This is a genomic window from Novosphingobium beihaiense (assembly GCF_022832375.1).
GTDB classification, from domain to species: Bacteria; Pseudomonadota; Alphaproteobacteria; order Sphingomonadales; family Sphingomonadaceae; genus Novosphingobium; species Novosphingobium beihaiensis.
In genome coordinates, this window is the sequence record NZ_JALHLG010000011.1 from 155,189 (window position 1) to 175,946 (window position 20,758).

At 65.3% G+C, this 20,758-nt stretch carries 13 protein-coding genes; 1 reads left to right on the forward strand and 12 read right to left on the reverse strand.

Annotated elements, in window-relative coordinates; all coding sequences use genetic code 11:
* Window positions 1-159 precede the first annotated feature (159 nt).
* The 7 genes from MTR66_RS10295 to MTR66_RS10325 all read right to left on the reverse strand — a co-directional run bounded on the left by MTR66_RS10295 (window position 160) and on the right by MTR66_RS10325 (window position 13,907).
* Window positions 160-2,055, reverse strand: a complete 1,896-nt coding sequence (locus tag MTR66_RS10295; RefSeq protein ID WP_243920594.1) for a sialate O-acetylesterase — start codon at window positions 2,053-2,055, stop codon at window positions 160-162.
* Window positions 2,052-3,692: a family 43 glycosylhydrolase gene (locus MTR66_RS10300; RefSeq protein ID WP_243920596.1), complete on the reverse strand. Its 1,641-nt coding sequence runs from the start codon at window positions 3,690-3,692 to the stop codon at window positions 2,052-2,054. The genes MTR66_RS10295 and MTR66_RS10300 overlap by 4 nt, the downstream gene beginning before the upstream one ends.
* 73 nt (window positions 3,693-3,765) lie before the next feature.
* Window positions 3,766-5,334: a GH39 family glycosyl hydrolase gene (locus tag MTR66_RS10305; protein ID WP_243920598.1), complete on the reverse strand. Its 1,569-nt coding sequence runs from the start codon at window positions 5,332-5,334 to the stop codon at window positions 3,766-3,768.
* 78 nt (window positions 5,335-5,412) lie between these two features.
* Window positions 5,413-6,927 (reverse strand): tryptophan halogenase family protein, encoded by a 1,515-nt coding sequence (locus tag MTR66_RS10310; RefSeq protein WP_243920600.1) that lies wholly within the window; start codon window positions 6,925-6,927, stop codon window positions 5,413-5,415.
* Between the two features lie 73 nt (window positions 6,928-7,000).
* Window positions 7,001-9,970 carry a TonB-dependent receptor gene (locus tag MTR66_RS10315; protein WP_243920602.1) on the reverse strand — a complete coding sequence of 990 codons (2,970 nt, stop codon included), beginning with the start codon at window positions 9,968-9,970 and terminating at the stop codon, window positions 7,001-7,003.
* 504 nt (window positions 9,971-10,474) lie between these two features.
* Window positions 10,475-11,473: an alpha/beta hydrolase gene (locus MTR66_RS10320; RefSeq protein ID WP_243920604.1), complete on the reverse strand. Its 999-nt coding sequence runs from the start codon at window positions 11,471-11,473 to the stop codon at window positions 10,475-10,477.
* Window positions 11,474-11,486: 13 nt separating this feature from the next.
* On the reverse strand, window positions 11,487-13,907 hold the full coding sequence (locus MTR66_RS10325) for a glycoside hydrolase family 3 protein (RefSeq protein WP_243920606.1): 2,421 nt from the start codon (window positions 13,905-13,907) through the stop codon (window positions 11,487-11,489).
* Between the two features lie 128 nt (window positions 13,908-14,035).
* On the opposite strand from MTR66_RS10325, the gene MTR66_RS10330 reads away from it, so the two are divergent.
* Window positions 14,036-15,124 carry a LacI family DNA-binding transcriptional regulator gene (locus tag MTR66_RS10330; RefSeq protein WP_243920608.1) on the forward strand — a complete coding sequence of 363 codons (1,089 nt, stop codon included), beginning with the start codon at window positions 14,036-14,038 and terminating at the stop codon, window positions 15,122-15,124.
* Window positions 15,125-15,600: 476 nt separating this feature from the next.
* On the opposite strand, the gene MTR66_RS10335 is transcribed toward MTR66_RS10330, so the two are convergent.
* The 5 genes from MTR66_RS10335 to MTR66_RS10355 are packed head-to-tail and all read right to left on the reverse strand — an operon-like array spanning window position 15,601 to window position 20,701.
* The gene (locus MTR66_RS10335; RefSeq protein WP_243920610.1) at window positions 15,601-16,434 is read right to left on the reverse strand and encodes an aldose 1-epimerase; all 834 of its coding nucleotides are present in this window, start codon (window positions 16,432-16,434) and stop codon (window positions 15,601-15,603) included.
* Window positions 16,431-17,891 (reverse strand): sugar porter family MFS transporter, encoded by a 1,461-nt coding sequence (locus MTR66_RS10340; RefSeq protein ID WP_327194497.1) that lies wholly within the window; start codon window positions 17,889-17,891, stop codon window positions 16,431-16,433. The genes MTR66_RS10335 and MTR66_RS10340 overlap by 4 nt, the downstream gene beginning before the upstream one ends.
* A gap of 4 nt (window positions 17,892-17,895) precedes the next feature.
* A complete protein-coding gene (locus MTR66_RS10345; protein ID WP_243920615.1) occupies window positions 17,896-18,777 on the reverse strand; it encodes an SMP-30/gluconolactonase/LRE family protein in 882 nt (293 codons plus the stop codon).
* A complete protein-coding gene (locus MTR66_RS10350) occupies window positions 18,774-19,580 on the reverse strand; it encodes an SDR family NAD(P)-dependent oxidoreductase (protein WP_407673041.1) in 807 nt (268 codons plus the stop codon). Before MTR66_RS10350 ends, MTR66_RS10345 begins: the two co-directional genes overlap by 4 nt.
* Window positions 19,577-20,701, reverse strand: a complete 1,125-nt coding sequence (locus MTR66_RS10355; protein WP_243920618.1) for a fumarylacetoacetate hydrolase family protein — start codon at window positions 20,699-20,701, stop codon at window positions 19,577-19,579. Before MTR66_RS10355 ends, MTR66_RS10350 begins: the two co-directional genes overlap by 4 nt.
* Window positions 20,702-20,758 lie beyond the last annotated feature (57 nt).

The following is a 20,758-nucleotide window of genomic DNA, read 5'->3' on the forward strand; positions in this document are numbered from 1 at the left end:
ATCGGCCATCGGGTCTGATGGCAGGTTACCGGTGGCCGTCGTCGTTTCCACCCCACCCTTCGTCATTGCGAGCGGCGAAGCCGCGCGGCAATCCAGAGCCGTGGCGGACGGCCCTGGATTGCTTCACTGGCCTTGCAGGTTCGCAATGCCGCTTCAGCCTTACCGGATCGGCAGGCTGAACGGCGTCGCGGGCAGCATCGCGTCGTTGTAGAGGTTCACGATGGGGCTCGCCGCCCACAGGAAGCGCACGGTCTTCGCCTCCGGATCGGCGGGCAGAGCGATTGTGGTCCCGTCGATCCGGCCGGTTGCGAAATGACACTGGCTGGCCGCATTGCAGAGCTGGAAGCCGATGACAGTATCGCTCCCAATCGCACGCAGCGGCCCGTTTTTGAAGCGGACCGTGATCCCCGCACCGGTGCGCCGCGCATCCAGAGGCGCAGGGCCGCGCGAGACGACGGTTTCCCCATAGGCCAGACGGCGCGCTTCGAGAGCGAGGCGTTTGCCCACGTCCTGCTTGTCGGTGGGGTGGATGTCTCCCGGCTGGCCAATGTCGACGGCGCTGGCGAGGCCGGTCATCGGGTCGGCCTTGGCGATCAGGCGCTGGGCATCGCGGAAGCGGCCCCAGTCGTTGTCGCGGGGCTTGCTGGACAGCGGCCCGTAATTGGCGAGCTGGACCATCACGAAGGCCTTGCCGCCGAAGCGCTGGCGCCACTGGTTTGCCAGCAGTGGCAGCAACTGGCGGTAGCCTTCCGGATCGGTCACATTGGCCTCGCCCTGATACCAGGCGAAGCCGCGCACGGGAAAATCGCCCAGCGGTGCGATCATGCCGTTGAACAGCGTGGTGCGCCCGCTGCCGCCGACCCAGGGCATCGTCGGCGGCATGCCGGTCTCGGCAAGCGGGGCGCCGCGGGTGAATTCGAGGGCGGTGAGCGGCACACTGGTGCCATCGGCCAGCGCCAATGCCGGAGCCGGGCCACTGAGCCCGCCGCCGCCGCCGATATCGATGGCGGTGATCTCGACCAGATTGTCGCCCGCGTGCAGCGTGCGCTGCGGCACGGCATAGGCGCGCGGCTGGTCCCAGCCCTGACCGGCGCCGATGGTGCGGCCGTTGATATGGGTGACGTCGATATCGTCGATGGGGCCGAGTTTCAGCGTTCCGCCTGCCTCGGCCTGCGCCGCCGTCAGCCGGACATGGCCGCGATAGTAACCGATGCCGTCGAAATGCGCGGTATCGCCGCCCCAGTTCTCCCAGACGCTGAGGGAGGGCAGCGGTTTCCAGACAGCGTCAGCAGGCGGCTCGGCGCGCGTGCCCAGCGATTGCTGCAATTGCCGGTCCCATTCTGCCATGCCTTCGACATGATCGTGCGCATAGGCATCGAGCACGGCCAGATCGCGCCGGTAACGCGGCACTTTGGAAAGCGTTTCGCGGTCGAGCCATTCCTCGATCACCGAACCGCCCCAGCTCGAAGCAATCAGCCCGATCGGCACCTTGAGGTGCTGCTGCAAGTCGCGGCCCATGAAATAGCAGGCGGCGGAGAAATCGGCGGCGCTTTGCGGGGCCGAGCGCTGCCATGACACCGGCTGCCCGGGCTTGGCCTGCGGTCTGGTGCTCGACTGGCGCGGCATGTTGAACAGGCGCAGATCGGCATGGCCCGCGCTGGCCACTTCCAGATCGGCATTGGTGACGTGGCGCAGCGTGAATTCCATGTTCGACTGGCCCGAGCACAGCCACACGTCCCCGAACACGACATCATCGAGAACGGTCTTGCCGCTGGCATCGCTGGCGCTCAGACTGAAGGGCGCGCCCGCCGGGCTGGAGGGCAGCTCGACCGCCCAGCGCCCTTGCGCATCGGTGCGGGTGGAGAGGCTGTGCCCTTCGTAAGCGACTGTGACTTCGGCCCTGGGTTCCGCCGTGCCGCGCACCGGCACCGCACGATCGCGCTGGAGCACCATATGGCTGGTGAAGACCGGATCGAACACCGGGCGCGCCATCGCGGTCTGCGAGACGCCTGCGGCCAGCAGGCCCAGAACCGGGAGGATGCGGGTCCGGATCATACGATGGCTCCATTGGCGCGATAGCGGAAGTCGCGCAGGCGGACTTTGCCTTTGCCTGCCGTGTAGATGCCCAGCCTCAGGCTGAGGAAGCCGCCGAAGACATTGTGGTGCATCCCCGAGACTTCCATGCGGGTGCCGTGCCGCTGCCAGGTGCGCCCGTCGTCGTAGGAATAGTGATAAGTGATCACATTCTCGACATTGGTGATGCGCAGGCGAATGCTGCGCGCCTGATGGGGAATGCCGGCCCATTTCAGCTCTTCGGAATATTCGAAGATTTTCAGCACCGTAGGCGTGAAACCGAGCCCGACGAAAGCCTTGTGGTTGTAGAACAGCAGGAACCCGGCCTCGGCCTCGTCATCGAGCAGATCGAGCGAGATTTCGGCCTGATAAGTGCGGTCTCCGGCCACGCAGGTGAGCGGGGAGGAATCGGCGGGGGACGTGCCCTGCGCCTCGATTACGAGGCCGTCCGGGCCATGCACGGCGCGCTGCCCGTCCACCGCCTTGGGGGCGAAGAACGTCCATTGCAGGCCCATGCGGTCCTGCGAGAAATCGTCCGACAGCGCGGGCAGGGATGCGGAGGCCTTGCCGCCCTTCGGCTTGGGCAGGGGGCGGGAAAGGTCGCCGCCGGTGGCGCGAAACCAGCCGTCCGCCGTCCATTCGATGGGCTGGAGCAGCGTCTGCCGCCCCAGCGTGCGCATCCCGTTCTCGTAGCCGTGATAGACCATCCACCAGTCGCCCGCGGGCCCTTCCACCAGCGTGGCATGGCCGCGCGACCACCACGGCTCCGCCGTGCTCTGCGTGCGCACGATGGGGTTGTGCGGGCAATGCTCCCACGGCCCGTTGACCGAGCGCGAACGCGCGGCGATCACCATGTGCCCGGTTACCGGCCCCGCCGTGCCGCCAATGGCGGTGACGAGATAGAACCAGCCGTTGTGGCGCATCAGCTTGGGCCCTTCGGGCGCGAAGTTCTCGACCACCCAGTCGTCGGGATAGCGCCAGGGATCGTAGGCCTGTTCGAGCGGGCCGTCGGTGGCGAGGCCGTTGTCGGTCAGGCGGACCTTGCGGATGCCGTTGGTGAAGAGATAGCGCTTGCCGTCCTCGCCGACGACGTGGCCGGGATCGATGCAGCCGGGAATGTTGAGATCGACCGGTTCGCTCCACGGCCCCCGGATATCGTCCGCCCAGATGGCGTAGATCGACCAGGGTTTGCCCTGCGGCGCGGCGGGAATGTAGATGTAGTACATCCCGTCGTGCTTGACGAGATCGACCGCCCAGACCGTGCCGAGATCGTACTGCAGCGCCGGACCCACCGGCGCCCAGTTCACCAGATCGCGCGATTCCCAGATCACCAGCCCGGGATAGTAATCGAACGAGGAGAACGTCATGTAGTAGACGTCCCCGTCCTTGAGGATCGTGGGATCGGGATGGTCGCCGGAGACGATCGGGTTGCGGTACGTGCCATTGCCGAGATCGGCGATCCGCTGGCCTTCGGCGCCCGTGCCCCATTGCGGGCCGGATGGCTGCGGCGGGGTGCCGGTGCAGGAACCGGTATCCCGGGCGGACAGGGCCGTTGCCAGAGAGGGAATGGCCGCCCCGGCAAGGGCGCCTTTGAATACGGTGCGTCGGGTAATGCTCACGCGAGCCTCTTCCATATGGTTTCCGCCGGTCCATGTGGGCCAGCTATTGGTGCGACCCTCAGGGCCTGGACTGTCAGGGCTTGGCGGGTTTCAGGGTGACCAGCACGACATCGTTGGTCTGCATCGGAACGGTCAGCGATGCCGTGCCGTTCCTGCCGACTTTCACGAGCTTGTCGCTTTCGGGGCGATCGGCGGTTTCCTTCTGGAACCGGGCGATCTGGGCGGCATCGATCGAGGCAGGCATGCCCATGTCGATGTAGAGCGAGAGCGGATCGTTATGGCGGTAGCCGGTGCGGTGCACTTCGGCCCGGTACGTACCGGGAGCGAGGTGGGTGAAGCGGAAGGCGATCGGATCGCTTGCCCGCGAAGGCTCAAGGCGCGTGTAGAACGGCTTGTTGCTCAGCTTCTGCACCGGCTGGTGCCAGTCCCAGGCAACGGCGGCAATGCTCTTGCCCTTGCGCGAGACGAACGAGAACTCGTCCGCCACGGGAATCGTGCGGCCCTGCAGGGCGTGGAGGTACTTGTAGGCAAACCACGCCGGTTTGCGGATGCCCTCGCGGTTCATCAGGCCGAAACCGCCGTGGAACGGCGTCGGCGGCGGGCCGGGTTCCTCGAACAGGTCGGTATAAGTCCAGTAGCTCATGCCCTGGACCATGCCCTGCGTCTTCCTCAGCTTGGTGAGGATGTAGGGCGCGCTGATATAGCTGTCGTGCACGAAATCGCGCGGGGTGTAGCTGGTGCTCCACTCGGTGAAATAGAGCGGGATGCCGGGATAGGCTGACGCCTCGATCTGCGCGCGGACGCGGCGCACATCGCCCACGATGGCATCGGGGGAGGGGGAGAGCTTGGTGTCCTGCTTGCCATCCTCGTCCAGAAAGCCGCCTTCGACGCCGTAGCTGTGGGTTGTCACGAAATCGACGGGCAGCTTGTGCTTCTCGGCGTAGGACAGGAACTCGGGCACCCAGGCCGCGCCTGCCGTGGCCGGGCCGCCCACGCGCAGCTTCGGATCGATCGCCTTGATGGTCTTCACCGTATCGGCATAGAGATCGAAATAGGCCTTCTGGTCCGCGCCTTCCCAGAACCCGTCGAGATTGGGCTCGTTCCACAGCTCGAAATACCAGCTGCGCACTTCGTCCGCGCCGTAACGTGCGCGCAGATGGGTGACGAAAGCATGGATCAGATCGCGCCACATCGCCGGATCGGGGTGCGAGGTATTGCCCTTCCAGTAGAAGAGCTGCAGGTCCGAGGTGCGCATGACCGACGGCGTCCAGCCCAGCTCGATGAACGGGCGGATATTCTTCGCCAGCAGATCGTCGTAGAGATTGTCGATCCCGGTCCAGTCATAGACGATCTTGCCGTCCACCTTGCGCACGGTGCCGAGGATATCGTGGAAGATGTCGTGAAAGCGGATGTAGCGAAAGCCCAGTTCGTCCGATGCGATCTGCAACTGCGCCTGACTGTCCGCGCGCCGCAGCGTGCCGGGATAGTCCGAGCCGACCGAGAGGTCGAAAAAGCGGTCCACCGGGCCTGCTGCTGCGGCGGCATTCACATCGATCCGCCGGACGGGGGCTTGGCTGCCGGCCCATGCCGGTGCTGATGCAGCGCATGCAAGTGCCGCTATCGCCAGATTGGCAAATTTCATTTTCGTCCTCTCCGGTAATCTCTGCTCACGACAATGTTAGCGCAATCATAACGAGCGGCAAGTGCCAAATGCGTAGGACTATGCTGTGTCCTGCGCGGCACAGGTGCGCGAAATGAAGTAATCGTGTCCCGGCATGCGTTGGACGGCCTGCGCGAGAAACTGCCGCCGTTGCTCCATGATGGACCTGAGCTGGTCTTCGGGCACGGCGTCGACGCGCGGGTTGTAGTGCCGCGGCAGTATGTCCTGGCCGATGAGTATCGAAACCCAGCTTGGCTCCTGATGCGATTCCAGGTCGTATAGCGGGACGCGGCCACAGGCATCCCATACGGTCAGCTTGTGGGCCAGCGTTTCCGGAAGATCCATGGCGGCCACTTCGCGCCAGAGCGGCTCGTCCCGGCGCGAACGGCAGTAATGGGCGATGATGAAATCGCGAATGCGCTCGTATTCCAGCGCGGTTTGGCGGTTGTATTCCGCGATCAGCGCCGGATCCGGGGTGCCGCAAGGCAGGAATTCGAGGAGCCGCATGGCGCCGGTCTGGATAAGCTGGAGTGCCGTGGATTCCAGCGGCTCAAGAAAACCGGCGGCAAGGCCGATGGCGATGACGTTGCCTTCCCAGAAGCGCTCGCGGCGTCCCGGTGTGAAACGCAGCAGACGCGGTTCGGCCAGCACTTCGCCGTCGATCCCGGCGAGCAGCTGGGCGACAGCCTCGTCGTCGGAGAGGAAACGGCTGGCGTAGACGTGGCCGTTGCCGGTCCGGTTTTGCAGGGGAATGCGCCACTGCCACCCGGCGGACAGAGCGGTCGAGCGCGTGAAGGGGGTCAGCCGTCCGGCACGGCTGGACGGGACTGCGGCAGCGCGGTCACAGGGCAGCCACTCGCTCCAGTCGCGGTAGGCAACGCCCATGGTCTGTCCCAGCAGCAGCGAGGCAAAGCCGGTGCAGTCGATGAACACGTCGCCTTCGACGCGGCGGCCGCCGTCGAGGATCAGGTGCGAGACAAGCCCGGTCCCGCCGTCGCGCGCGGCCTCAAGGATGCGGCCTTCTGTGCGCGTGACGCCCTTGCTTTCGGCCAGACGGCGCAGATAGGCGGCATAGAGCGCGGCGTCGAAATGATAGGCGTGCCGGAATTCCGCAGCCTCGCCTTTCATGGCCTGCGGCGGGGCAAAGCGGTCGCGCTGCGCGGCGGCCCAGGGCATTGACCATTCGCTAAGCGGGGCAACGGGCCCTGCTTCGCGGAGTTTTAGCCAATACTGATGGGGAGGGAGCCCGGCGATGTCCTCACCGAAGTCGCCGAAGCCGTGGAAGTGGCGGTTGCCTGTTTCGCCCCAGTCCGCGAACTCGATCCCGAGTTTGAATGTGCCGTTGGTTGCGGAGACGAAATCGGGCTCGTGGATGCCGAGGAGGGCGTTGAGCTGACCGATCAGGGGGACAGTTGCCTCACCCACGCCGATGATGCCGATTTCCTCGGACTCGACGAGGGTGATGCTGGCTGAAGAAGGGGGGAGAAAACGGGCCAGGACGGCGGCGGTTATCCAACCGGCACTGCCGCCGCCTGCAACGACGTATCGCGTAATTCGATTGTCCGGCCCGCCCATGTGGCCTCTCCCGCCTGTCTGGTAGATAGCCTCCCGGTCCGAACGAGCGGACCGGGAGGCTTGGGAGGAGCTATCAGAAGCGGGTGCGGACCACCATGGCTACGCGTCGGTCGGTTTCGGTCCAGCTGTAGCGCGGCTTCAGGCTGGGGTCGCCCACGCGCAGGTACGTGCGCGAGGTTAGCAGGTTGGTCCCCTGCAGACCGATCTTCATGTGGTCGCCCACATCGACGAGGATAGAGGCATCAAGCTGGCCGTAGTCGTCGTTCCAGACCGGGTAGTTGATGTTCGCCGCCGAAGTGGTGAGCAGGTAGTGCGACCGCCAGTTGTAGGCGACACGGGCGGAAATGCCGTGCTTTTCATAGACGCCGGCAACGTTGTAGGACCACTTCGAAAGGCCTTCCAGCGGCAGGTTGAGGCCCGCGTTGTCGCCAGTGGCGGTGTCGAACACGTTGACCGAGCTGTTCTGGCCACCGGTCGAATTCACGTAAGTGAGGTTCGCGGTAAGGCCCAGGCCGCTGAGATCGCCGGGAAGGAAGTCGAAGAACTGGGTATAGGCCAGTTCGAAGCCCTTGATCTTGCCCTTGGCGCCATTGGTCTGGCGGTTCACGTCGAACGTGATGGTCTCGCCGCCGCTGGTGTAGCTCTGCTGTTCGAGGCCGACGAAGATGTAGTTGCTGATCTCCTTGTAGAACAGCGCCAGCGTCAGGCTGTTCGAGCGGCCATAGTAATACTCGAAGCTGAGGTCGTAGTTGTTCGACCGGGTCGGCTTGAGATCGGGGTTGCCTGCCGTGCCGGTGAAGGCCGTGGTGCGCCCGCCAATACCGGTGCCGTTGGGAGCGCCGGTATCATCGAATGAGAAGTTGAGCGAGGTGTAGGGATTGAGCTGCGCGAACGTCGGGCGCGAGATTCCCTTCGAGGCCGCGAAACGGATCTGGAAATCGTCGGTCGCGAAATAGCGCAGGTTCAGGCTGGGCAGAACATCGGTGTAGCTGTTGCTGCCGGCAGTCAGGGTATTGCCCAGGTCTCCGCCGGCGAAGTTGGATGCACGATCGAAGTCCGTGCAGTCCGCAGTCGTACAGTTGGTGCTGATCGTGCCAACGTTAATTGCCGAGCCCAGTGCGTCGAGCTTGGTATGGACTACCCGCACGCCGACATTGCCATCGAAGCGGCCGAACGGGCTGTTTTCCATGCCGAAGCGGGCGACGGCATAGGCGGAAAAGGTTTCCTGGCCCTGGTTGTTGATCCCGCCTTTGCTGGTGGTTTCCGAGAAATCGTCGCTAAGCGGTTGCCAGCCCCAGCTTAGCGTCGTGGCCTGTAGGAAGTCGTAAGCGTGGCCGGTGGTCTTGTTGACGAGGCCGGGAGCGGGAAGCCACAGGCCGCTGGTCGGGCTGTTCGCCTCGCCGCGGAAGAAGTTGTGGAACGGCACGTATACGGACTGGTTGGGCAGGCCCGGATTCTGGATGCCGCCCGCGCGACCGGTCTGGTCAAGGTAGACCTTGTCGTCCTGCGCCCAGTACTGGGCCGAGAGTATGCCCCAGTTGTAGGTCGTCTGGCGTGTGACGGCATTGCGATCGGCCCAGCGTCCGCCGACCTTGAGCGACTTGAGGAAGCCGTCGTCGAACGTGTATTCGATGTCGCCGCGGATGGCCCACTGGTCGGCTTCATTGTCTTCCAGGTGATCCATCGCCGCAGCCCACCAGTTCAGAGACTTGTCGGCGAAGGACTGGGCCGGATCGGTCGGCCTCATGTCGAGGTAGGGCGTGTCGCCGCTGAGGTTGAAGTCGAACGTGGCCGGAACGTCCATGCCGGTGAACGCGGTCATGCTATAGACCTTGGACGTCGACTTCGAATACTGCACGTCGCCGGTGATGGTGAGGTGGCTGTCCGGTTCCCACCTGGCGTTGAACGAGTAGTCCTGATTCTTTTTGCGCTGACGGCCCGCGCGGGTGTCCAGCATAGGCTGCTGGTTATTTGCAGTACCCGAAATCAATTGCCCGGCATCGCCGTAGACGAAGCTGGGATCCTCTGGCGTCAGCTGTGAGGAATTGCCGATATAGTATTCGGAGTCGTTCGGCGTCGCCTTGGAAATCAGCGCTTCGGCCGTGAATTCCAGCGTGCTTGAAGGGCGCCACTGGATCGAGGCGTCGAACGCGCGGCGTTCCTGCTGCCAGTCGATCCGGCGGAAACCGACGCTGTTGGGGACGTAAACGGTGTCGCCGGCCGAGTGGCCGTCGATGTCGGACGCGAGCGTGCGCTGCAGGAAGCGGTCGGCCGAGATCGAATCGGTGCGGTTGCCGATGTTGCTGATCGAATAGGAGGCAAGAATGCCGATCTCGCCGAGGCCGGTATCCCAGCGGTCGCTGACGAGGGCGCTGCCCGACATGAAGCTCTTCTTGCGCAGATCGGCGTAGTTGATGTCGCCCGAAACCGCGGCCACGAAGCCGGGAGCGTCGAACGGCTTGCGGGTGCGCAGGTTGATGGTGCCGCCGATGCCGCCCTCGATCATGTCGGCCGAGGGATTCTTGTAGACGTCGACACCCGAAAGGAGATCGGCCGAGATATCCTCGAACGACAGCGAATTGCCGTTGTTGGCCGAAAAGACGTCGCGCCCGTTCAGTTCGGAGCGTACGAAGGACAGGCCGCGGATGAACACGCCGCCGCCTTCGCCCGAAAGGCGGGCCGGGTCGCGGGCCTCGCTGGTGCGCTGGAGCGTGACGCCCGGAACGCGCTGGAGGGCTTCGGAAACCGAGCGGTCGGGCAGGGCGCCGATGTCCTGCGCGGAGATCGAGTCGACCACGACTTCAGCATCACGCTTGCGGGTGCGGGCACTCTGCAGCGAGGCGCGGATGCCGGTAACGATGATGGCGTTATAGTCCACGTTCTGATCGTCGGCAGTCGCGGTGTCCGATTCGGAGGCGGTCTGTGCCCACGCAATGGAGGGAAGCGCGCAGGCTGCCAACGCGGTTGCGGAAACGCCGGCGCGAAGAATATTGCGGCCGCTGAAATCCGAAATTCCACGGCAAAGCTGATTGAAAACGGTCACTATCAGTCCCCTCCTGTCCCATGCAATGCTGCGTTGCAGCATTGGTAGCGCTATCAATTCATAGCCTGGCAAGGCGTTATGCTGCTCTGTGAGGAGCAGTCCGTCTGCTGGGACGGCACCTATCATCGCTGCAACATAGGTGCAACATGAAAAATGTACCGCTAACATTTGTAGGGCAATTTCTAGCGTAACGCTCGGGGAGCCTGGATAGGCTCTCCGGAAACTAAGGGGAATGCTGCCTTTACATTTCAACTATTTATGAGCCGGTTGGGGGACGTCGCGGCGACTGGAATGCTACGAAACAGGTATCTGGAAGTTGCACGCGCAAGCCTCGATGAGGCTGTATCGTACAAATGAACAGGGAGAGCGTGTGCCGGAATGGGACGCTCACTCTCCTCATCCAGAGAAGTGCACCCATACGGATCGTGTCGCGTGCCGGTGCTGGTCTTATCGCACGTGGTTTCTTTCTCCTGCCGCGATCAGCACGAAGAAGGCACGTTCGCGCTACGCCGTGAAAACCCCGTGCCTCTTGCCGTAGGCGTGGAACAGGTCCGGCCAGACGTGGGCGGGCACATCGTCGGGCAGGCGCACGCCGAAGCCGTGGCCGCCCTTGTCGAAGCCGTGGAATTCCACCGGGCGCTGTTTCGCCAGCATGGCATTGTACATCGCCAGACTGTTGGCGATGGGCACCAGGCCGTCGTCACTGGAGGCGGTGAGGAAGACCGGCGGGGTCTGGTCCGTCACGCGGGTCTCTACCGAGCCGGCTACCCGAAGCGTCTCGCTGGCGTCTTTGCCCAGCAGATTGTCGCGCGATCCGGCGTGGGTGATGGACCTGGACAGGTTCACCACCGGATAGATCATGCCCGCAAGGTCCGGGCGGGCCGAGAGCGTGTCCGCCGCGTCTATGGAATCGTAGACCTTTTCGTCGAAGCGGGTGGCGATGCTGCCTGCAAGGTGGCCACCCGCCGAAAAACCGAGCACGCCGATACGCTTGGGATCGATGCCGAAGTCCCCGGCCCGCGCGCGGATCAGGCGCATGGCGCGCTGGGCGTCCTGCAGGGGCACGGTGGCGCGGTTTGCCCAGCCTTCGCAGGGCAGGCGGTAGGCGAGGATGAAGCAGGTGACGCCGCGCTCGGTCAGCCAGCGGGCTTGCTCTTCGCCCTCATTGTCCCAGGCGAGGAAGCCGTAGCCGCCGCCCGGGATCAGCATGACGGCCGAGCCATCGCGGTAGGCGGGCTGGCGCACTTCCAGCGAAGGATTGGCAACGCCGGTGATCAGGCGGTCGTCGAACGCGGGGCTGGTGCTGTTCTGCTTGACCTTGCGCACGGGCAGCGTCGCCGGAGCGCCGGGGGCCTTGCCGGGCCAGAGCGGGATGGAAGGGCCGGAATAGCCGATCGCGGTGAGGCCTGCCTCCGCCTTGCGCGGGGCGATCGTGGCGGCGAGCCCGGCCGCGGCGAGGCCGCCCAGCAGCGCGCGGCGCGAAGGGCCTTTGCTATCGGTCATTCCGGCGGTCTCCTCAGTTCGGGCAGACGGCGCCGGCCGGATCGGTGGCGAGCTGCATGTCCGAGATCGTGATCGTGAACGGCGCATCCGCGCTCAGCTTGAACGGGTGGCTGATGCCGCCAAGGTACGTGCCGTGCGAGGAGAAGCACTTGAGCGGAATGCGCAGCTTGTGCCAGGTGCCGGGCGTGCCCAGCGCCGCGTCGATCCGCACCGGCCCCGAACCCAGCGCCAGCGTGACCGGGCCCTTGGCCGCCTTGTCGAGGCGGTAGGTCACTTCCACGTTCATTTCCGCGTTGGCTTCGCGTTCGAGCGAGAGATTGGGCCCCAGAATGGAGGCCTCGCCCGCGCCGGTGAAGGCGAGCTGGATCGCGCCTTCCTGACGGTCCGCGCTGTCGACGAGATGGCGCTGCACGGCCGCGCCGGTTTCCAGCTTGAACGGCTTGGCGACAATGCCCTTGGCAATGAACACGCTGGAATTGGTGTCGCTGGCATCGATCCCGGCCACTTCGCTGAGCGGGCCGACATGGCCGCCCTTGGCATAAGTCAGGCCGTAGCCGAGCGGGAACAGCGGATCGTACCCCGCCATGCCCTTGTTAAGCCGGAACTGGGCCGCCGTTTTCGGCCAGCTGAAGGACAAGGTGCCGTGGAAATCGGTCTTGCCGCCCACCAGCACGTCGGCCACGCCTTCGCCTTCCGAACCTGGGAACCATGCCGCCACGAACGCGTCCGACTGGTTGAGCTCCGGATTGACCCATAGCGGGCGGCCCGAGAGGAACACCGAAACCGTGGGGATGCCAGCGGCCTTGAGCTTCTTGAGCAGGGCCAGCGCTTTCTTGTCGCCGGGCTGGAATTCCAGCGTGCGCACATCGCCGCGCAGCTCGGCATAGGGCTGCTCGCCAAAGACGACGACGGCGACGTCCGGCTTTTGGGTGAAGCTGCCGCCGGTGGAGAGAATGGCCTTGCCGCCGCCCGCTTTCAGGGCCTCGGCAATGCCGGCGTAGATCGAGGTCGCGCCCGGGAAATCGGCATTGGTATTGCCGTCACCCTGCCACGAAAGCGTCCAGCCGCCGGACTGGCGGCCGATGTCGTCCGCCGCATCGCCCGCGACGAGCACGGTGGCGCTGGTCTTGATCGGCAGCACGCCTTCGTTCTTGAGCAGCACGAGGCTTTCGCGCACGGCCTGACGGGCAATCGCGCGGTGGGCGGGCGAGCCCATTTCCTGCGGCTTGTTCTCATAGGGCCGGGCCGGATTGAACAGGCCCAGCTTCATCTTCACGCGCAGGATGCGGCGCACGGCATCGTCGATGCGCGCCATCGGGATCTTGCCCGACTGTGCGGCGGCGAGCGTCGATTCGAACAGGCCCTTCCAGCTGTCGGGCGCCATCGCCATGTCGAGCCCGGCATTGAAGGTGGCGGGGCAATCGGTGTTGGTGCAGCCCGGGATCTGGCCGTGGCCGTTCCAGTCTCCGACCACGAAGCCGTCAAAGCCCATGCGGCCCTTGAGGACATCGGTCAGCAGTGCCTTGTTGCCGTGCATCTTGGTGCCGTTCCAGCTGGAGAACGAGGCCATGACGGTCATCGTTCCGGCATCGACCGCCTTGGGATATCCGGCGTCGTGGATGCGGATCAGCGTTTCCTCGTCGACTTGCGTATCGCCCTGATCGATGCCGCCGGTGGTGCCGCCGTCACCCAGGAAGTGCTTCACGCTCGCGGCGACGCGGCCTGCCTGCACCGTGGTCTGCGTGCCGGGCTTGCCCTGCAGGCCTTCGACCATCGGGCCTGCGTAAGCGGCGACTATGGCGGGGTCTTCCGAATAGCCTTCGTAGGCGCGGCCCCAGCGTTCGTCCTGCGGCACGGCGAGCGTGGGGCCGAAGGCCCAGTCGATGCCCGAGGCGGCGGTTTCGGCGGCGGTCGCCGCGCCGATCTTCCGCATCAGCGCGGGATCGTGCATCGCGCCAAGGCCGATGTTGTGCGGGAACAGCGTGGCGCCCACGACATTGCTGTTGCCGTGCACGGCATCGATGCCGAACATGATCGGGATCGGCTCATGCCCGTCGCGCTTTTCCATGGCGACGGCATTGAACGCGCGGGCCGTGGCGACCCAGGCCGAGGCGGGCGAGCGGTCCGGCGCGTCGATCGGCGGCGAGTTGCCGCCCGCCAGGATCGAGCCGAGCGGATATTTCTCAAGATCTTCGGGCTTGATCGAGGCGGTATCGGCCTGAATCATCTGGCCGACTTTTTCGCGCAGGCTCATGCGCGCCATGATCGCGGTGATCCGTGCCTCGGTCTTCGCATCGACCAGCCCCGGGCTCTTGGCGGCGGGCCAGAGTTCGGGGTGCACCGGAGTAGGCTCGGGCGCCGGGGCCTGGGCCAGAGCCACAGACGCACAGGAAACCAGAGCGGCAGCTTGCAGTACGCGGTGAAAACGCCTCATCACATCCTCATTCATTCCCAGGTTCCCGATTTCCTACGGCATCAAAAATGATTGCGCTACCATAAATCGTGCAGCCGATCGTGACGGCAGGCATTTTGCCTTTGCGCAACTCCTGCTAATGTCGCCCCATGTCCGATAGAGAGCGTAAACGCCGTTCCTCCAAATCCCGCCAGACAGGCGCTCCGACGATAGCCGATGTCGCGGCGCGGGCGGGCGTGTCGATGATGACGGTATCGCGCGTCATCAATTCCGAACCCAAAGTCCGCCAGTCCACCCGCGATGCGGTGAACGCGGCCATCGCCGAACTCAACTATGCGCCGAACCGGGCTGCGCGCAGTCTCGCTGGGGCGGCGCAGATCCGCATCGGCCTGCTCTATTCCAACCCGTCCGAAGCGTTCCTCAGCGCCTTTATCGTCGGCAGTCTGGAAGAAGCCGGGCGCTCGGACGCGCAGATCATCGTGCAGAAAGTGGAAGACGGCGCCGATCTGGCGCAGGCCACCGAACGGATGATCGCGGGCGGGATCGACGGCATCATCCTGCCGCCGCCGCTGAACGAGGAAAGCGCGGTTCTGGAAGTGCTGGAACGGGCCGCTATCCCGACTGTCGCGGTATCCACGGCGCGGCCGCGCGAAGGCGTGGCGGCGATCATGATCGACGATCGCAGCGCCGCGCGGGAACTGACCGCGCACCTGATCGGCCTGGGCCATCAACGGGTCGGTTTCATTGCCGGGCATCCTGACCTTTCCGCCAGTGGCGAGCGCCTTGAGGGCTACCGGGAAGCTCTTGCCGAAGCGGGTATTCCTTACGACGAATCGCTCGTCGCGCAAGGGTACTTCACCTACCGTTCGGGGCTGGACGCGGCCGAAGTGCTGCTTTCGCTGGACAATCCGCCCTCTGCGATTTTCGCGAGCAACGATGACATGGCCGCCGCGACCGTTGCCATCGCGCATCGGCGCGGGCTCGACGTGCCGGGAGACCTCACCGTTTGCGGTTTCGACGATGTGGCGCTCGCCACGACGATCTGGCCGGAACTCACCACGATCCAGCAGCCGATCGCCCAGATGAGCCGCCGCGCGGTGGAACTGCTCGTCTCCCTGTTGCGCAACAAAAAGCAGGGAGAGATCAGCACGCACCGGATCGTGGTCGATCACAAGCTGGTGCGCCGCCAGTCCGACGCCGCCCCGCGCCGCCGCCCGGTGCTGCGCGTGCCGGGTTGAGGACGGGACGGCTGACTTGGATCAGCACGCCTGAAACCTGAACAAACTCCGCTCACCCTGAGCTTGTCGAAGGGTGTTGGCTCCCGGCGTCCTTCGACAAGCTCAGGACGAGCGGACGTGGTGCAGGTTTCTCTGGAACGTGATCACCTTTGAAGGAAACCCTCGTCATTGCGAGCGAAGCGAAGCAATCCAGAGCGCAGTGCCACTGCGCTCTGGATTGCCGCGGCCCTGCGGGCCTCGCAATGACGATTCAACGTAAAACGATCACGCTCTAGTGTGGTGGAACTGAAGTTCGCGTCACTATTTTCCGTCATCCCCGCGCAGGCGGGGATCCCGCTTTTTGCAGCATAGCGTAAAAAGGTAGCGTCGCCCCCGCCTGCCCAAAGGGCAGTTTATCCTGAGCGGCCGGCCTGTCGGCCAGCCGAAGGGCGGGGGCGACGAATTATGACACGAACTTCGTTTTCACCAGACAGCACCTAGACGTTGCGGATGCGCATGGCGATGCTGGCCATCTCGCCGGGTGATAGCGGGGCAGGCGGCATTCTGTTGACGGCATCGGGCATCGTGCTTTGCGGCTCGGCGCAGAAGAAATCCTCGCCCGGCGGCACGTATAGGTGCAGGAAGGGCGCGGCATCGCCTTCCAGCAGCACGTCGCCATCGGTGCGGCTGATCCGCAGGGCGCCGCCCCATCCGGCATAGCAATGATCGACGAGATCGGGGCGTTCGAGCCCGGCGCCCCGGCTCCAGTCTCCCAGCGCATCGGCAGGAGCCGTTTGCGTGGGCAGCATATCCGCATCGGCCAGCCACACGGCCTCGGCCTCGAAGGCGATGGCGGTAACGGCGCTGCGGGCAAACCACGGATGAAAGCCGAGGCCCACGGGCATGGCGCGGCTGCCGGTATTGTGCAGTTCCAGCCGGGCTTCGAGGCCGTCCGGAGAGAGGCTCAGCGCTTGCCGCAGGGTGAAAGGCCAGTCCCAGCCGGTCCCGGCCTTGTGATGATGCACTTGCGTGACGCTGTGCGCATCGTCGGCTTCGATGTCCCATGCGCCCAGCCAGGCAGTGCCGTGCAGCGGATGGGCCTGCCCTTCGTGGTTGGGCGCCAGCGTATAAGCCGTGCCGTCCCATGCGAAGCGGCCATGGGCGATGCGGTTCACGTAAGGGGCGAGCGGGAAACAGGCGCTCTCGAACGGTTCGGTGCTGCCTTCCGGCATGGGGCGCAGAATATCGCGCCCCTGCCGGGTCAGCGCCCGGATCATCCCGCCGCGATGCGGATCGAGATCGAGCTGCCAGTCTCCCGCCGCGATCCTCACCCTTCCATGTCCTCCAGCTCGCGTCCGCGCGTTTCCGTGACGGTCGCGCGCACGAAGAAGAACGAGACTGCGGCTGCCGTGGCATAGAGCACATAGGTGATCGCGAGGCCCGGCTTCTCGGCCATGCTGGGGAAGCTGACCGAGATCGCGGCATTGGCGATCCACTGCGCGAAGCCTGCCACGGCGAGCGCCGAACCGCGGATCTGGTTGGGGAACATCTCACCGAGCATGACCCACATGACCGGGCCCCAGCTCAGGTTGAAGAACACCACGTACACGTTGGCGGAAATCAGAGCGATGAGGCCGGAGTGGCCCGGCAGTACCAGCCCGCCGTCGGTGCCGGTGACGGCGGTCGAGAAAGCCCAGGCGACCAGCGCCAGCGCCACGGCCATGCCCGCCGATCCGATCAGCAGCAGCGGCTTGCGGCCGATCCGGTCGATCAGCGCGATGGCGGTAAGGCAGGCGCCGATGGACAGCGCGCCCGAGAGGATGTTGGTCTGCAGCGCATAGTCTTCGGTGAAGCCCACTGCCTGCCACAGCGTCGCGCCGTAGTAGAACACCACGTTGATGCCCACGAGCTGCTGGAACACGGCAATGCCGATGCCCACCCACAGGATCGGGCGGATCTTGCCGGTCTTCTTGTCGACAAGGTCGGACAGGCGCGGGCGGTGATGATCGGCGGCCAGCGAGGCGTTGATTTCGGATACCTTGCGATCGGCCTCGGCGGGGCCGAATAGGCGGGTCAGCACCGCGCGCGCCTCGTCATGACGGCCGCGCGCGACCAGATAGCGGGGGCTTTCGGGGATAGAGAGCAAGGCCACGAGATAGATCGCGGCGGGAATGGCCTGGAGCCAGAACATCCAGCGCCATGCCGGGAAATCGAACCACAGCGTTGCGGTCGATCCGCCGGCCCAGCGTGCCAGCACGAAGTTGGCGAGGAAGGCGCCGGTGAGGCCGGTGATGATCATCACCTGCTGCATGCTGGAGAGGCGGCCGCGCAGATGGGCCGGGGTCATCTCGGAAATATAGACCGGCGAAGTCACGCTCGCCGCGCCGACGCCGAGGCCGCCGATGATGCGCGCGACGATGAACACGGCCGAAGACCCGGCAGCGCCTGCCAGCAGCGCGGAGCCGAGGAACAGGATAGCCGCCAGCATCATCGTGCCGCGCCGCCCGATCCGGTCGGACAGGCGCCCGGCGATGAAGGCGCCGATGGAAGAGCCGACGAGAATGGCGCCGACATTGACGCCGATGCCCAGACGGCCGAGATCGAAGGCGGCTTCCAGCCCGTTCTGCGTGCCGTTGATGACGCCCGAATCGTAGCCGAACATGAAGCCGCCGATCGTCGCGACAGCAACCACGAGCGCGACAAGGCGCGTGTTGATTCCGACCCTATCCATTAAGGAGATCCTTTCCCTTCGGCCCGGGCTTTCTTTGTCTCTTGCCTCGGGCCGGATTGCTTCAGGTGTTTGCGCGACGGGCCGGTGGAGCCGGCACCTCTACGCGGAAGGTGAACAGGTCGCCCGCCAGAGGTTCGGCCGCGCGTTGCGCTTCCGTCAGACCCTGCCGTGCGGTGGTGGCGTAGGCCGTGTAGCCGTCCGCGCCGCCGAGCGCGACCTTGGTGATATTACTGACCGGGAAGCGCACTTCGTGCGTCATTGTGCCGTCCGCCGCAAAGCGCCGCGCGGCCGATCCGCCGAAGAAACCGAGCCAGACGGCGCCTTCGGCATCGCAGGTGGCGCCATCGGGATGGCCCCAGTCGGTACGGGCCTCGCCGTTGAAATCGAGGAATACTTCGCCTGCGTCCGGCGTGCCGTCCGCCGCGATTGTGTGGCGGATCACTTTGCGGCCCAGCGTGTCGACATGATAGACGCGCGTGCCGCAAGGCGAGATCGCCGGGCCATTGGTGATCGTCACCGGGGGGAGCGCCGTCTGCGTCACCACACCCTTGTCCAGCACGAAGACCACGCCGGTCTCGCTCTCTTCGAGGTTGTCCATGGTGCCGAACCAGATCCGGCCCTCACCGTCGATGGCGGCATCGTTGAGGCGGTTGTCGGGCAGATCGGGCTGCGTCGCGGCGATCCGTTCGAACGCGCCTGTTTCCGGCAGGAACCGGTGCGGCCCGCTTTGCAGCCCGGCGATCAGCCCGCCCTGCGCCGAAGGCAGCACCCAGCCGACATGCTCGGGCGCCTGCCAGCTTTTGAGATCGCCCGAGGCGGGATCAAAGCGGAACACGGTGTTCTGCTTGATGTCCACGAACCACAGCGCATCCTCGATCCAGACCGGGCCTTCACCCAGCGTCGCGCCCACGGAGAGAAGGTGTTCGGCCTGCATCGTGCTCATCGCCAGCCTGCGTCGATCCAGTAGTCGTGCGCGGTGCACATGCGCGCGCCGTCGGAGCTCAGGAACAGCGCCAGCGCGGCGACGTCCTGCGGCATGATGCGGCCGGACAGGCACTGCGCGGCGACGATTTCGGCCTCGCCTTCGGGGGTGTACCACTTTTCCTGCCGGGGCGTTTTCACATTGCCCGGCACGATCGTGTTGACGCGGATATTGTCGCGGCCGAGATCGCGCGCGAGGCTGCGGGTGAGCCCGGAGATCGCGGCCTTGGCGGTCTGGTAGAGCACCAGATCGGGCAGGCCGAGATGCCAGCTGATCGAACCGAAATTGAGGATGACGCCGCCGCCCGCCTCGCGCATCGCGGGCACCGCGGCCTGCGCGGCGAAGAACTGGTGGCGCAGGTTCACGTTCATGCGCTCTTCCCAGAACGCGGGCGTCACTTCCGCCACGGTGTGGCGGTCATCGTTGGCGGCATTGTTGAGCAGGACGTCGATCCCGCCGAGCGATTCGCCCAGTTCGCGGACCGTGCCGGTCACGGCGTCGATATCGGTGAGATCGAGATGGCGGTAGAGCGGCACATGGCGCGCGCTTTCGCCCAGACGCGCGGTCAGGGCCTCGCCCTGATCGTCCTGAATATCGACGAACGCCACTTTCGCGCCCTGCGCCACGAACGCCTCGACCAGCCCGGCACCGATGCCGGACGCGCCCCCGGTGATGATGACCTTGCGGTCCTGCAGCTCGGGATAGATGGCGCTGAGGCCGCCGGTAGAGGTCTGTTTCAACATAGTGTCCTGATCGTTCGTCATGCCGGGAGCAGGCCCCGGCGAGCCAGGTTGGTAAAGAGTTCGCCGATGCCGAACGTCCAGGCCGGAGCCTCGGCCGAGGTCGTCACCCGGTTGACCAGCGTGCCCAGACGGGCGCTGGAGATGGTAACGGTATCGCCGGGCTTGTGGGTGAAGCCGCGGCCGGGTTCGTCGCGATCCTGCGTGGGGGCGAACAGCGTGCCGCAGAACAGCGCGAAACCGTCCGGATACTGGTGCTCGCTCATCGTCTGGCGTAGCAGGTCTTCGGGGTCGCGGCTGATCTCGCGCATCGTGCTGTGCCCTTCGAGGACATAGCCGTCTTCGCCTTGGATGGTCATCGCCACGTCGGCGACGCGCACGTCGTCCATGGTGAAGCCGTCGTCGAACAGGCGGATGAACGGGCCCATCGAGCAGGAGGCGTTGTTGTCCTTGGCCTTGCCGAGCAGCAGAGCCGAGCGCCCTTCGAAGTCGCGCAAGTTGACATCGTTGCCCAGCGTTGCGCCCACGGCCTTGCCGTCGGGCCCGGCGATCATCACCACTTCGGGTTCGGGATTGTTCCAGCCGGAATCGGAGCGCACGCCGATTGCCGCCTCATGCCCCACGGTGGCGAGCACCGGGCATTTGGTGAAGACTTCGGCATCGGGCCCGATCGCGACTTCGAGGTACTGCGACCACATGTCCTCGTCGATCAGCGCCTGCTTGAGCGCGTCAGCCTCGGGCGAGCCGGGGACAGTGCTGCGCACCGAGCCGCCCAGCACGCTTTCGATCTTGCCGCGCAGTTCGGCGGCCAGGGTGTGATCGCCGCGCGCGCGTTCCTCGATCACGCGTTCGAGCGCGGAAACCGCGAACGTCACGCCGCAGGCTTTCACGCACTGCAAGTCGATGGGGCTGAGCAGCTCCGCGCTTTCCAGCACTTCGATGCCGCCCATGCGCTCGCCGCCGGAGCGCACGCCGGAGGCGATGAGGGCGGACATGGTCGGGGCCACGCGCGTCATGTCGAACACGCTGCCATCGCGAATCAGAATGGGGGTGGGGCCTTCGCGCGTTTCGATACGGCCCAGGAAAATGCCGCTGCGCCAGTCTTCGGGAAGGCCACGATTCACGGCGGGATAATTTTTCGTCACTGCTATTCCCCTCCACAGGTGTTAGCGTTATCTATGAAGAGCGACGCAGCGTCAAGG

Excerpts from the sequence above, each read along its gene's own strand:
- MTR66_RS10295 (WP_243920594.1), bottom strand. The coding sequence starts at position 2,055 with ATGATCCGGACCCGCATCCTCCCGGTTCTGGGCCTGCTGGCCGCAGGC.
- MTR66_RS10305 (WP_243920598.1), bottom strand. The coding sequence starts at position 5,334 with ATGAAATTTGCCAATCTGGCGATAGCGGCACTTGCATGCGCTGCATCA.
- MTR66_RS10310 (WP_243920600.1), bottom strand. The coding sequence starts at position 6,927 with ATGGGCGGGCCGGACAATCGAATTACGCGATACGTCGTTGCAGGCGGC.
- MTR66_RS10320 (WP_243920604.1), bottom strand. The coding sequence starts at position 11,473 with ATGACCGATAGCAAAGGCCCTTCGCGCCGCGCGCTGCTGGGCGGCCTC.
- MTR66_RS10325 (WP_243920606.1), bottom strand. The coding sequence starts at position 13,907 with ATGAGGCGTTTTCACCGCGTACTGCAAGCTGCCGCTCTGGTTTCCTGT.
- MTR66_RS10330 (WP_243920608.1), top strand. The coding sequence starts at position 14,036 with ATGTCCGATAGAGAGCGTAAACGCCGTTCCTCCAAATCCCGCCAGACA.
- MTR66_RS10345 (WP_243920615.1), bottom strand. The coding sequence starts at position 18,777 with ATGAGCACGATGCAGGCCGAACACCTTCTCTCCGTGGGCGCGACGCTG.
- MTR66_RS10350 (WP_407673041.1), bottom strand. The coding sequence starts at position 19,580 with ATGACGAACGATCAGGACACTATGTTGAAACAGACCTCTACCGGCGGC.